Source organism: Streptomyces sp. 142MFCol3.1, from assembly GCF_000424945.1.
GTDB classification, from domain to species: domain Bacteria; phylum Actinomycetota; class Actinomycetes; order Streptomycetales; family Streptomycetaceae; genus Streptomyces; species Streptomyces siamensis.
On sequence record NZ_AUKV01000012.1, the window covers coordinates 39,853 to 52,828 of the forward strand.

The 12,976-nt window shown below is 68.8% G+C and carries 11 protein-coding genes, 1 tRNA gene and 2 pseudogenes; 4 read left to right on the forward strand and 10 right to left on the reverse strand.

Going from position 1 to position 12,976, the window contains the following annotated elements; genetic code table 11:
• Positions 1 to 87: 87 nt before the first annotated feature.
• The 7 genes and pseudogenes from H305_RS0118890 to H305_RS0118920 form a co-directional block, all read right to left on the reverse strand.
• Positions 88 to 573 carry a hypothetical protein gene (locus H305_RS0118890; protein ID WP_028801754.1) on the reverse strand — a complete coding sequence of 162 codons (486 nt, stop codon included), beginning with the start codon at positions 571 to 573 and terminating at the stop codon, positions 88 to 90.
• Entirely contained in the window at positions 570 to 899 is a 330-nt protein-coding gene (locus H305_RS0118895; protein ID WP_010474533.1) for a plasmid mobilization protein, read from the reverse strand. Before H305_RS0118895 ends, H305_RS0118890 begins: the two co-directional genes overlap by 4 nt.
• Positions 900 to 1,061: 162 nt before the next feature.
• Entirely contained in the window at positions 1,062 to 1,511 is a 450-nt protein-coding gene (locus H305_RS0118900; RefSeq protein WP_028801755.1) for a hypothetical protein, read from the reverse strand.
• Positions 1,508 to 2,515 (reverse strand): annotated as a pseudogene (locus tag H305_RS54870) (hypothetical protein); the annotation flags it as partial. The gene H305_RS0118900 and the pseudogene H305_RS54870, both read right to left, overlap by 4 nt.
• Positions 2,516 to 3,545: 1,030 nt before the next feature.
• Positions 3,546 to 4,112, reverse strand: a pseudogene (locus tag H305_RS56400) (AAA family ATPase); the annotation flags it as partial.
• Positions 4,113 to 4,151: 39 nt separating this feature from the next.
• Positions 4,152 to 5,825 (reverse strand): DUF262 domain-containing protein, encoded by a 1,674-nt coding sequence (locus H305_RS0118915; protein WP_028801758.1) that lies wholly within the window; start codon positions 5,823 to 5,825, stop codon positions 4,152 to 4,154.
• Between the two features lie 405 nt (positions 5,826 to 6,230).
• Positions 6,231 to 6,422 (reverse strand): hypothetical protein, encoded by a 192-nt coding sequence (locus H305_RS0118920; protein WP_028801759.1) that lies wholly within the window; start codon positions 6,420 to 6,422, stop codon positions 6,231 to 6,233.
• A gap of 326 nt (positions 6,423 to 6,748) precedes the next feature.
• Between H305_RS0118920 and H305_RS56405 the strand changes: the two genes are divergently transcribed.
• Complete coding sequence (locus H305_RS56405) at positions 6,749 to 7,195, forward strand: NUDIX domain-containing protein (protein ID WP_420708098.1); 447 nt, start codon at positions 6,749 to 6,751, stop codon at positions 7,193 to 7,195.
• Positions 7,196 to 7,219: 24 nt separating this feature from the next.
• Here H305_RS56405 and H305_RS46415 read toward each other — a convergent pair whose 3' ends face one another.
• The gene (locus tag H305_RS46415) at positions 7,220 to 7,987 is read right to left on the reverse strand and encodes an IclR family transcriptional regulator (RefSeq protein ID WP_037764520.1); all 768 of its coding nucleotides are present in this window, start codon (positions 7,985 to 7,987) and stop codon (positions 7,220 to 7,222) included.
• A 278-nt stretch (positions 7,988 to 8,265) separates the two neighbouring features.
• On the opposite strand from H305_RS46415, the gene H305_RS53435 reads away from it, so the two are divergent.
• Positions 8,266 to 8,787 (forward strand): hypothetical protein, encoded by a 522-nt coding sequence (locus H305_RS53435; RefSeq protein WP_158690548.1) that lies wholly within the window; start codon positions 8,266 to 8,268, stop codon positions 8,785 to 8,787.
• A gap of 210 nt (positions 8,788 to 8,997) precedes the next feature.
• On the opposite strand, the gene H305_RS46420 is transcribed toward H305_RS53435, so the two are convergent.
• Entirely contained in the window at positions 8,998 to 9,318 is a 321-nt protein-coding gene (locus H305_RS46420) for a helix-turn-helix domain-containing protein (RefSeq protein WP_033178253.1), read from the reverse strand.
• Positions 9,319 to 9,339: 21 nt separating this feature from the next.
• Between H305_RS46420 and H305_RS0118940 the strand changes: the two genes are divergently transcribed.
• Both H305_RS0118940 and H305_RS0118945 read left to right on the forward strand, forming a co-directional pair.
• Complete coding sequence (locus tag H305_RS0118940; RefSeq protein WP_158690549.1) at positions 9,340 to 10,344, forward strand: hypothetical protein; 1,005 nt, start codon at positions 9,340 to 9,342, stop codon at positions 10,342 to 10,344.
• A gap of 95 nt (positions 10,345 to 10,439) precedes the next feature.
• Complete coding sequence (locus H305_RS0118945; RefSeq protein ID WP_028801762.1) at positions 10,440 to 12,242, forward strand: hypothetical protein; 1,803 nt, start codon at positions 10,440 to 10,442, stop codon at positions 12,240 to 12,242.
• Positions 12,243 to 12,488: 246 nt separating this feature from the next.
• On the opposite strand, the gene H305_RS0118950 is transcribed toward H305_RS0118945, so the two are convergent.
• Positions 12,489 to 12,573, reverse strand: a tRNA-Leu gene (locus H305_RS0118950).
• Positions 12,574 to 12,976: the final 403 nt, after the last annotated feature.

Below are 12,976 nucleotides of genomic sequence, written 5' to 3' on the forward strand. Positions count from 1 at the left end.
AGGGCCGAACTCCGTGCCCCGCTCCTGCCGACGGCTCGTTCACCGCCTGCGCCACGCCTGGACGGGGCCGAGCGTGGCTCCCGGTCATCAGACAGCGACCACGTGCACGTCCGACGGCGCGAGAATCGTGAGGTAGGCGTGCATGTCTCCCGGGTCGGTGGTGAAGATCACCGAGCTGCCGTGCCGGGCCGCCGCCAAGGCCACCCAGGCGTCCACCGCGTCCGGCCGCTTCTTCGCCGGCAGGGCCGCCCGCCCCAGAGCGGTCCCGATGCGCCGCCAGTCCGCGAGGTCCGGGCCCGTCGCACAGGCCAGACACTCCGGACGGCCCGCCTTCGTCTCGCGCATGGGCGGCTCGGACGTACGGGCCTGAGGGACGGTGCAGTCCTTCAGGACGCCGGACAGGGCATGCACCAGCGCCGGCTGGGGGCGCCACACCTGTGCGAGGACCGGTCCGAGCACCAGCGCCCGGTGCGGGACCGTGCGCAGTCCCTCATGGAGGGCCACCGCCTTCGCCTTGCGGTCGGCCAGTGCGATGAGCATGCCGGTGTCGTAGACCGGCACCCGTGCGCTCACGCGGCGTGTCCCGGACGGCGGCCTTGCCGGTCGCGACCGTGGACGAGCCCCAGGGCCTCCTCCACATCGCGGCGTTCCTGCTCCGTCAGCTCCGCGGTCGGTTCCGGGGCGGGTTCTGCGGGCAGCCCGTCCGCCGCTCGCTCCGCCCGGGCGATGAGTGCGTCCACCTCGGCGAACTGTTCCTCTATGGCATCGCTCTCGGCCATCTGGCGCGTTGCGGCATGCACCAGATAGGCCGAGACGTCCATGCCCGCCCGTTCCGCGTGCTGCCTGATGCGTTCGGCCTGGTCCTGCTCCAAGCTGATGCTGATGCGTGTCTTCGCCACGAAGACATCGTAATACGCGTATGACGACGGTGCGAGTGCGGCTGGTCGAGGTGGGCAACCGGGCAGCCCCCTCCCCGGCACCCCGTTCCGTGCCGCCCCCGCCCACCGGCCGACGTCCGCCGCCTGCCCCGCGCGAGGGGCCTGCGGTCCGACGGCGATCCGTCACCGCGTCCGGAGCGTCAACGCCCCGATCACCCGATCTACGTCGTCCCGCCACGCCCACAGCTCCCCCTGCGTGGGAGCCAGCTCGTACCCGTGGTAGTGGCAGGCCCGGCTGAGGCCGGCCCAGGTCGCCGACCAGCGGCGGGCCGTGTCGGGGTCGGCGTAGGACTCCAGGCACAGGGCCTGGGCGTGCGGCGGGCAGCGGGCCAGCTGCGGTTTGCGGGTCTGCCAGTAGCGGCGCAGGGCCTCTTCGAGGGCGTGTCTCAGCAGCAGGGCCACGGCGCGCGGCCAGACGCCCGTGGTGGAGGCGGTGGCAGTGCCGAGCAACCGGTCCGCGCCCGCGAGCAGTTCCTCGGGGGTCGAGATGGACGGCGACGGAGGCGGGAGGGTCACGGGGAGCCGGGGCGGGCGCGCGGAGGGCACGGGTGTGGCCGGGCGGATCGTGGTCACAGGGATCGCACCGCCTTCGCGAGGTCCGCGGTGCGGCGGATGATCTCCTCCACGTCGTCGACGGGCACGGCTTCGTGGGAGCCCTTGTTGCACCACCGGATGTGGTCGGTGGCCTGCTGGCCGTAGGCCCGGGTGAGGTCGGTCATGGCCTCGCCCACCCGATCCATCTCCCCGTAGAGGGCGAGGGAGGCCAGTTCGGTGAGTTTGTGGGCCTTGGCGATGCGCTGCTCGACCTCGTCGTGAGGCAGGCCGGTGCCGAGGAGCCGGCGGCGGGCCGGTTCGAGGAGGGCGGCCTCCAGGGCGGTTCGGCACAGGCCGGGCAGGACCCGGGCGACCACGTCACCGGGCAGGTCGCGCGTCCTGGCGAGCGCCTTCGCGTCGTGCAGGGCCTGCTTGACGGGGTCGTCGCCGGAGCGTACGCGTACGGCGGAGCGCTCGCGGCGGTCGACGGTGAGGACGGTGGCGGGCAGCCGCAGGTACTTCAGGGCCTGCGGCAGGCGGGTGTCGTGGGTGAAGACGACGACCTGGCGGTGCTCGGCGAGGAGGGCGAGGACGCGGGCGAGGCCGTCCACCTTGGCGGGGTCCATGGACTGCACCGGGTCGTCGATGACGAGGAACCGGAAGGGGTTCCCCGGGAGGAAGGTGCGCGGGAGGAAGAGGGACAGGGCGAGGGAGTGCAGTTCCCCCTGGCTCATTACGCCGAGCGCGGGGGCGTCGATATCGTCGACGGTCACGTCGAGGGCGACCTTGCGCTGAGTTGCGGAGCCGCTCAGACGGACCGGGCCGAGGGCAACGTTGCTCTGCTGGCGCAGATTGGACCAGATGCGCTGGGCGTCCTCGGCGATGGGCCGCATCCGGTCGGCGCGGATCTCGTCGTGGGTGGCCCTGAGCCATTTCTGGGCGGCCTTGACGCGGGCCAGGTGCGGGGCCGCCCGCTCGGCCCGCGTGGGCCTTGTCGAGCCAGGCGGCGAGCGCCCGCGCGCCGTCGCGCCAGGTGTCGTCCTGGTCGGCGAGGCGCGCCGCGGCCTCCTGGCGGGTGACCCGTGCGGCGTCGGCGGCGATCCGCGCGGCGTGCTCGGCGGCGGACGCCAGCACGGCCGGGTCGGACACGGTGCGGCACCGCAGCCAGTCGTCCCAGGCGGCGGCGATCCCGGACGGCAGCCAGTCGGGGGGCGGGACGGCCAGGTCGCGGACGGCCTGCGCGGCCGCGTCGAGTTCCCTGCGGACGGTGAGCACCTGCTCGGCCTCGGCGCGCAGCCGGCGTTCCTGCTCGGCGGCGTCGCGTGCCCATTCCTCGTCGAGGCGGGCCGCGCCGCCGCACACCGGGCAGGTGTCGAGGTCGGGGTGGGCGCGGTGGTGGGCGAGCGCGCGGGCGAGGAGTTCGGCGCGGCGCAGCGCGTCCTCGGCGGACGTGCCCCGCAGGTCCTCGGCGGAGGCGATGGCTTCGCGCAGCCGGGTCACGGCCGTGGCGACCGCCTCGGTGTCGGGTCCGGTCAGGGTGGAGCGGCGGCGCAGGTCGAACAGGAGGGCCTCGTCCACCGGGCCGGTCCCGACGGCCAGTTCGGCCGCCCGCGCGAGGTCCGGGCGCCGCCCGCTCAGTGCGGTGTGGGCGCTCCGGGCGCGGGGGTCGTCGGTGCCGGCCAAGAAGGTGAGCAGAGCGGGGAGTTCGGCCTTCGCCTCCTTGGCGGGCGCGTCGTACTCGCGGCTCAGGTCGCGCAACCACTTGTCGGCGGCGGCGAGTTGCTCCAGCCCGAGGATGGAGGCGACGGCGTCGTACATCTCGCTGGGCTTGCCGCCGATCACCTGGCCGAGCTCGGAGTACGACAGGAAGGGGCGGTAGGTCGCCAGGTCCTCCTGCCAGCCGAGACCCGGGAGGGGGACGGGGTCGTGGCCGGGCCGGTCGAGTTCGGCGGTGGAGTCGGCGACGTCGTCCCCGTGCCAGGTGCGCAGCACGGTGGCCAGCTCGGGATCGCCGTCGAGACGCAACTCCACGGCGACCTGGGGTTCCTGGCCGTGGTGGAGGTTGCGCCAGCTCTTGCGCCAGATGTCGCTGCGGCCGCGCCAGCGGGCGTTGTCGCCGGTCAGCGCGATCTCGACGGCCTCCGCGAAGCTCGACTTGCCGGAGCCGTTGCGGCCGGTGACCAGGGTGAGTCCCGGGCCGGGGGTGAGGGGGAGACGTGCGGTACGGCCGATGCCGCGGAAGCCGCTGACCGTGACGGACTGCAGGTAGGCGCCCGGCATCCGGCCGCGCGCCCCGCCGTCGTCCTGGAAGGCGGTGAGCAGGAGGGCTCGGGTGTCCTCGTCGAGGTCCGAGCCAGCGAGCCGCCCGGCGAGGAGACTGGCAAGGGCGCCGGCGGTCGGATCCTGGGCGGGCTGCCCTGCTGGAGACGGGTCCGGGGCGGGATCGATGGGTACGGGCATGACGGGACTCCCGTGGAGGCGACGACTGCGGTGCGTACGGCCGGACAGGCCGACGGCAACTGAACGACAGGGGACACACGGGAGCAGCGTGGTAACGCGGGGCCGTGAGACCTGAGTTGTGGACGACCATAGCCCACACAGGCCCAACAATGGAACTCTTTGGAACTTCATGGAGATCATTGGACTCAGGGCCGGGGTATGCCGCCCCGGCCCCCGCGCTCACAAACGCCACTCCTCGAAGAGCACCCCCAGCAGCTCCTCCTGCCTGGCCTTCAGCACGTCGGGGGTCCACTCGACGTGCTGGAGCACCTGGCTGGTCAGCGCGAAGGGGACCACTCCCCCGCGGCCGGTGAAGTACTTGGCCTTCTTGGCGGCGAAGTCGTAGTTCTGGGCCGCCGAGTTCTTGGCGCGGTTCAGCAGCACCAGGTTTCCCAGGCGGTGTGTCCACTGGGCACGCAGCTCCTCGTCGAACAGCCCGACCCACTGCGAATCGGCCTTCGGGTTCTGCGGCAGCACGTGCTCCACGGTGATGAGCGGGTGGTCGTACGTCACCCCCTGCCCGCGGGCCAGCAGCTCGTCGAGCCGGAGCAGCACATACTTGCGGATCTTGCCGACCAGATAGAGATCGCCGTCGAGCCTGGCCCGGGTCTCGACCTTCTCATCGTCCCTCAGTTCGAGAGCCGGGGAGGCAAGGCCCTGTCCCTCGTCGAGCTGCCGAAGCAACTCGGCGTACCGCGTGACGCGGGGAGTCGTGTAGACACGGCGGACGAACATGCTGGCCGACAGCCGCTCCAAGGCCCGCATGAACGTGTCGAGCCATGCCGGGTCGTCCTCGTGGTGACGCAGCGCCCAGAGAGCGGCGGGCCGCCAGTCGTAGTTGTCGACCTGCTGGAGCCTCCTGAACCAGGCGTTGACCGCCTCCGCACCCGAAGCGGACTCATAACGTGCTTCACGGATCTGGGCATAAGCCTCGGCATACGGCCGGACAACGTCATGGACGAAGACCTCGCCCCTGCCGGGGAGGTAGCGTTTGAGTACCTGCTCAGGGAACTCCTTGAGCAGCTCCTGTTCCGCCCGCTTCTTGGCAAAGATCATCCGCAGGTGGAGGAAGAGTTCCGCGAAGTCGTCGCGCCCCAGCATCTCCTCGGCGTCCTCCCAGGTGGTGGCGCACGCCTCAGACGCCTCAGCCCCGAGATCCCCGATTATTTGCGACTTGAAGATGTCGGTGGGAGACAAGTCCAGGCCGCGGGAGTTCATGACGCTGAAGATCCGGTGTGCGCTGTCGAGGTCAGGAGTGCTGACGACGACAAGGAACGTCCGCTCGGCGAGCATCTGAGCCAGTTCCAGCCGGCGTTCCTCGGTCAACGCGGTGAGGCTGCGGTGGAGGACTGTCGCGTTGCGGAGGACGGCCTTCTGCGCGTCGGTCCGCAGGGCTTCCTCCTTGAGCGTCAGAAGAGTGGCCACTGCGCCCTTCGTCTGGACGTACTTCTCGAAGAAGTCCGCGTCACGGCTCCGCAGAGTGAGCCGCGGCCTCGGGGCGAGCCCACGGATCTTGGCACCCGGCTCCATGACCAGCCGGTCGAGGTCGCCACGCAGCTCCGGATCCTCGGTGAGGTCGCGCAGGACCGACAGGAGGATGGTCAGGGTCGTGAGGCGCTGCTGGCCGTCGATGACGTCCGCCTTCGGGACCGCGCTGTTCTTGACGAGCACAACGGATCCGAGGAAGTACGGCTCATCCGTCCCACGGACCAGGGCTTCCTGCAGGTCCATCAGCAGTTGAGCAGCCTGCTCCTCCTGCCAGGCATAGGGGCGCTGGTAGTCAGGTATCTGGAAGTCGTAGTCACTGCTGAACACCTTGTGCAAGGGCATCTCGTGCGCCTCGAGCTTCTGCATGCCCCGATGATGTCGGAAAAATGGATCTCCGCGGCACCAATCCGACGCAACTTCCGTCCACCCGGCAGCGATTTCATGGGACCGGGGCCGTCCCACGCCTGGACGAGGGTTTCACTGTCCACTGCTGTATCGACGAAAGCGTGAGCACCCGCCACGTCCGGCATGAGTTTCAACAGGGACCGGAAGGCCGTCATCCCGCTTAGCCGGCGCTCAGCCGCGCCCTCATCCCTTGTCCCACGCTTCTGCGTGACACGTCAACGCCCGCCGCGCATAGGTGACACCAAGCCGGAGGACCTGCTCGATCGTCAGGTTCGGAGCGGGGATGCTCCGGTAGACGAAGTCGGGCGCGAACCCGTTGAAGGGCAACCGAGCATGCGGGGCGGCTACAGTCACTCGGGACCGGTGTCACCCAGCGGGGTGCGCTCGGTCGAAGCAGAAGTAGTCGCGGGAAGCGCGGGCCTCCTGTTCACGGGCCGCCCGCCGTGTCGGGCCGGGGCCGTGGGCAGGGCCGGGGCCGGTCAGGTAGACCAGCCGGAACTGACCTTCCTGGATCTGCCAGCCGAAGCAGGGGGTCGTCTCCGCGGTGAACATCTCCATGGATGGTCCAGGCCGTGGAGGTTGCCCGATGCGTACACGTTCGACTGGCCGCTGTCCGGGAGCGAGACCCCCCAGCCTTCGGGCCATCGAAATCTCTTGCGGAACTCGAGACCATCCGGCCGCTCCTGCTCGGCGCCTACTCAATCCAGATTCGGCATACCGGAGCCCACAAGCCGACCAGGTTCGCCAGCTCATCTCCGCGATAAGACCCTCGTCGGCGCGGGGTAAAACTGGCCGGTTAAGCGGCCGCATGTCAGGATCGGACCGTGCCTGTTTTCCTGGACGCTGCCGAGAGTTCGGGGTGCCCTGCCGTGCCGCCTCCCAGGATGCGGCGGGTGGTGTTCGTCGCGTTGCTGAGCTCGGACGGGCGGCTTGCCCTGGGGACAGACGACCTGCCTGGAGCTGGTCCCCGATGGGTACTCCCTTCAGGATCCGTCCGAGCCTCAGAAACCTACCGTGAGGCGGCAGTGCGCGTACTCCGCGATGCGGTCGTTGCGATGCCGGTGCGCGGGGGCACTGTTGAAGGATGCCGCTGGGCTCAGGTGCCTGTGCCCGTAGGCCGGAGCCGTCGAGAGGCGCACGTGTTCATCTTTCGTCTCCCTGAAGCTGGTGATCCGCCGGAGCATCTGTCCTGGAGGGAAGCGACACACTGGGCGGGGCCTGAGCAGTGGCAGGAGTTGTGCACACGGTGCGATCTGCCAGATGTGGATGTGCTGTTGACGGGATATCTGGAGGGGTGGATCCCGGACGGGCGGATCACGTTGGGGCCTTGAGTCCCGGCACCTCGGCACCCGCTATCACTCTGCCCTGGCGATCGTGGTGGCGGTCTCCTGCAGGGCCGTCGCAACCGCTGGCATGTCCTGTTCGCGCAGACGTACGGCGGGTGCGCACACGGAGATCGCGGCGAGCGGTTCCCCGATGCGGTTGCGGATGGCCACGCCTACGCCGTGCAGGTCGTGTGCACTTTCCTCGAGGTCTGCCGCCCATCCCCGGGCTCTAACTTCCTCCAACTCCACCTCAAGCAGCGGCCACTCAGTGATGCTTCCTGCTGCCGTGGCAGGGAGCGCGGCCGGGAGCGTCGCGCGTACATCTGACGGGTCGCGCAGTGCGAGCAAAGCCTTGCCGGCCGCCGTGACGTGGGCGGGGAGCTCCTGTCCGAGCGGAACGCTGACGCGCAGGACATGCCGGCACTCGACTCCGTCGAGTAGTCGGACGACAGCCGCATCCAGGGAGTACAGGCACACCGTCTCCTGCAGCTTCTCGGAGAGCTCCTCCAGGGGTCTGCGCGCCTGTCGTCGGACGTCCAGCTGGGCGATCGCGGCCAGTCCCATGCGTACGAGCTGCGGACCCGCTGAGTATCCGTGCTGGCCAGGATCGTGACGCAGGAAACCCGTGCGCTGCAGGGTGACCAGGATGCGGTGTGCGGTGGAACGTGAGATACCGAGCTCCCGGGCGGTTTCGGTAACACCGACTTCCCCCCGGTCATACGCCAGGACTAGAACATCCAGGGCCTTCGTCACCGACGCCAAGGCCTCCGTCGCCGACAGATGCTTGCCATCCACCATGAAGGAACCGTAACGCTCAAACGTTCCCGGAGACCGGGAGCTTCGACAGAATCCACACGTCAGAATTCTGCGATGGCACGTCTCACAGTTCCGGTGCGGCATCGCTCGAACCCGGCGAGCCAACTCTGCGCCAAGACAGGTCGATTCCTGCTATAACCCGGACCGGACTTGCCGTGCCTGAGCGCACTGCTGACCGTTTGATAGCGCCTCACAGGAATGGGGTGCGTGCCACAGTGTGCCGTCCCTACACTGGCAGCGGCCTTCCTTAGGAGTTCGCTATGGCGGGATACCGGACCAGCACACCTGCGTCAGACAAGGGTGTCTACATCGGCCAGGCCCGGCATGCCGTGAAGGAGCTGATCACTTCACTGCGCGGCGAGTTGGCGACATTGGAAGCTGTGTACGCGATGATGTGCCAGGGCGTCGAATCCACCGATGTCCGCGAAGAGCCGTCGGACACTGGCGAGGACGCGGCAATCGCCCGGCCTTCCCGGGAGGGTCCGTCTGAAGTTTCTGTCGCCGATGAGGATCCTTCATCCGAAGATGCGCGCCCGGGCATTGGCACTCGGGCCCTGGGGCCACCGCGTAACGGAAGCATGCGCGATGCGATCCTCACACTCCTGTGCGCTGCTCAAGAGGCAATGTCCATCACCGATATCGCGGCGGCGGTGCGCCCGGGAGCGGACGCGACGGTCCGCTCATCCGTAGGAAAAACCCTCAACCGCATGAAGCAACTCGGCGAGGTGGAAAACGTAGCACCGGGAATGTTCCGGGCCGTGCTGTCATCCCGGGCTGCTTGATCCATCCGAGAACGACCCTCACCCAACAAGCAGGCCTCCCTCGATTAGTGGTCGAGGGAGGCCGCCAAACACGCGAACGGACGCTTCTCCTAGCAGGGTTCCGGTCCGTCGCGCACGTTCACTCTAGCTCTCCGACGGGTGGCGCTATAGGGCGTCTGCACCATTCCGCACTTGAGCGTGCACGACTGACCTCAAATAGGCAATTGGGGATCAGTCATGAGCACATTGCGTCGCATTCGATCCGGGCCAGAGCGCCAGGCCCAGGGCGCGCTCCAGTCGGCAGACCGTCAGCACATCCGGCCAGGTGGCGCCCGCCAGCAGATCGCCGATGGTCTGTCTGCCGACGTCGCTCTGTGCGGCCAATGCACGCAGCGAGAGCTCCGGCCTCTCACGCAGGGCGGCGGCGAGGCGGCGGGCAATCGTCTGGACCACCGCCGCGGCGGGCTCCCCGGCGATCCGGGCATCCGGCCACTCCTCCGGATCGACGGCGTAGCTCCATGGCGGCGCCGTGCGCGCTCGGCCTCCGGTCATAAAGATGCGTTCCTTCAGATCGTGATCGACACTGACACCAGCGGCCGGTTAACCGGCCACCTGTCATGGACCTTGCGCCTGGAGGTCGCTGTGTCGAATCGCCTGCTGGCCTACGCACCGAAGGCGGAGACGGTGCCGCCCGCCCAGTGGCGCCGCATCGCTCCGGTCGTCCGCTCGCTGGGATTCATGGCCGTCGCAGCGGGACCCTACGGCCCAGACGTGGTCATGACGCCGCTCGCACGGCTGGTCGCCTGGGTCGAGGCCCAGGGCCTCCCGCTCGAACCCTCGGTGATCCTTGACCAGAGCACCGTCGAACGATTCATCCTCGTCGGCTGCCGCGACATGGCCGCCAACAGCCGCCGAACCTGCAGCAGCCAGCTGCGCCGGGCCTCCGAAGCACTCCTGTTGGACCAGCTCGGACAGCGTCCGCCGATCCGGCTGAAGGCCACCGCCGCCCCAGTGGCCCCCTACCCGCCGGCGGAAATCGCCTACTGGCTGATCTGGGCGCAGAGCCTGCCCACCCCCGCCCAGCGGCGCAACGCCTGTCTTCTGTTCTGTCTCGGCGTCGGCTGCGGGCTCGCCGTTGAGGATCTTGTGTACGTTCAGGGGCGGGACATCCTCGCGGGCCCCACCGGCCGGGCCCTGGTCAAGGTGCACGGGCGCCGTCCGCGCACTGTCGTATGCCGGTACGCCTACGAGGAACTGCTGCTGGCGGAAGCCGCCCACATCCCGGCAGACGCGTACGCCTTCCGGCCAGACTGGCAGGACCGCACCAGCAAGCACATCGCATCGGACTGGCTGGCCAGGTACCCGCGGATCATCGGCCGTTGTGACGGTGCAGTGCTGCAGACCCAGCGGCTGCGTACGACCTGGCTCGTCGAACTGCTGAATGCAGGTATTCCGCTGAAGGTGATTCTCAAAGCGTCCGGACTCGGGACCCTGCACAGCCTCTCGCGCTACCTCGTCTTCCTCCACGGCGTGCCCGAAGCGGAGGCATCCGATCTGTTGCGGGGGGCGGCGGCATGAGCAGGAAGAACCCGGGGGACAAACCCTGCCGACGTACCGGCCTCGCGCTACGCCCTGCACCGCACGCCCCCGGCCGTACCCTCAGCGACCGCGTTGTGAGGCAGGTCTTCGACCTTGTGCGCCACAGCGGAGTACTGGAACGTCTTCCCTCCAACGAGCACCGGCCAGGCCCAAAGGGCTTCCCGTTCCGCACGGTGCTGATCGGCCTGATCCTGTCGCAGTACATGGGCAAGAGCGCGAACATCAACGACGCATGGGAGACGCTCTTCTTCGCCCTGTCTCCAGGGTCCAAAGCCCTCCTTGACGTCCCCGACGTCGACCTGCACATCCGTGAGGGCGCAACCCGAGAAGAGATCGACCGCGTCGCGCACCACCAGTACGCGACGTCGAAGCGCGTCTACCGGTCCTGGTCCTCGATGACCCGGCGCCTCGACCCTGCACCGCACGACCGCCGCAAGCGGCTGTCGCTCAGCGAGGCCAAGAAGATCCGACGGAAGTGGAGTGCCCGCGACAACCAGGACACCGTGCGCAACCTGGAGGCCATCGCCCAGGACCTGATTCTCGCTCCGGTGATGGCTTCCTACCGGAGCGGCGACTTCGCTCGGTGGCCCGGCCACATTGCGGTCGACGACACTCCGGTTCCAGTCTGGGGCAAAGAGCCGGACTACCACCAGGATCGGGCTTCGCTTGAGATCACCGCCGGGATGTACGTGAAGGGAGGAACGCAGAAGAAGTCGGGGCCCAGCGGCAAAGCTGCGGCCTCCATAAACACTGGCACCCGGCGCGGCACGGCAAACAAGCCAGTGCCTCGCAAGACCAAGTCGGCACGGGAGAAGAAGGCCAAGGCACCGGAGAAGAGAGAGTTCCGCTACGCCATGATGGCCGCGTTCCCAGGCCATGGCCATGGCGACCTCGCCGGCGCCTACCCCGCCGTCTGCCTCGGCATGATCCTTCACACCCCGGGCACCGAACCCGGCCCGGCTGCCCTGCGCGCCATCCAGCCGGCCTTCGAACGAGGCCTGGTCAAAGACCTGTTCTGCGCCGACCGGGGCATCACCCAGGCCAAGCCTCACAACCTGCATCTGCAGCTGCTCAAACTCGGCCTCAACGCGGTGAAGCACTACAACGACGACAAGGTCGACCGGCAGGGAGAGTTCCGCGGCATGCAGCTGGTCGGCGGCGAATTCTACTGCCCGCTGATGCCCACCCCGCTCATCACTGCTGGCGCCGCATACATCGACAGCCGCACGGACGAGGATCGCGCCCATGCACTCAACTTGATCCAGTCCCGGAAGGACTACCAGACCAAGGTCAAGGAGTACGGGCTCGTAGGGGACCAGCGTCGACAGTGCCCCGCCCTCGGGTCCCACGCCACGGTCACCTGCTACCGCCGGCCCCAGCCACGCCCGTCCACCGTCGTCGACCTCGACGCCCCCACTGTCCGTACCCCGGCAGCCCTGCCCACCATCCCCAGGCCCAAGCGGGACACCCCCGTCTACCCCGACATCTGCAGGGGGAAGAGCATCACCGTCCCGGGCATCGTGTTGGCCAAGTGGCGGCAGAAATACCCCCTGTTCACCCCTCTGTGGCAGGAAGCCTGGTCCGGACTGCGCAGTCAGAACGAGGGCGGCAACGGCAACCTCAAGAAGTCCGCCCTCGACAGCATCGACAATCCCCAGCTCCGCCTGCCGCACGGACGCGTCGCACAGACCCTGCTCAATGCCGTCATCATCTTTGTGGCGAACCTCAGAGCCATCCGACGGTTCCTCCGCGACCAGGGCATTCAGCCCCGCAAAGCCAGCACGCAGAGCGCCGCAACCCAACCCGGTGAGCCCTCCGACCCGCCCCTGGCGCGACCGCTTCCGACCGAGCAAGTCGAGCCTCCGCCACGCGAGTGACGCACCTCCGCCGCGCTCCGCCCCCTGAGAACCCCACATGCCTGCGCCACGGCTACCAGCCGTCGCGCAGGCATGTCCTGTTTCCACAGGTGAGAGGCGCAGTACCTGGACCGCCACCGCCCCACCCCCTCACCGAGCCGATCACGAGGCTCGAAGGCCCCAGGAACGACGAAAAACCGGTGAGTCACATGACTCAACCGGTAATTCGTGAACGCTTCGGGGACGATCTCGTGAACGTCCCGAAAGTGTCCGAGGGGGGACTTGAACCCCCACGCCCGATAAAGGGCACTAGCACCTCAAGCTAGCGCGTCTGCCATTCCGCCACCCGGACAAGGTGTCTGCCGCCTGACCGGGGGTGTTCCCCGCGGCGACATGGACAACAATACCAAGCTTTCGGAGTGCCTTTCACCTGCGTTTCCGTGCTGCCGGAGGCGATGCGAGGGTGCACGGAGGGGGCGTCCCGAGCCCCTCACGACGCGTGACCGGCCGGCTACGGGCGCGGGCGCGAGGTCACGGCCCTTCGGCTCCCGGCCACCGCTGGACGACGGGCCGCGGGGGCGCCATGTCCGGGGTGCTCCGGCGCCGGAGCGGACGGTGCCCGCGCTCCGGCGCCGGAGATCGTCGGGACCGCGGGTGAGCGGCGCCCCGGCACGGGCTCCGTTCACCTCCTCCCGCCACGTCGAGGCCCCTGAGGGGAGGCCTCGCACGAGCGGGCGGCACGGTCACAACGGGAG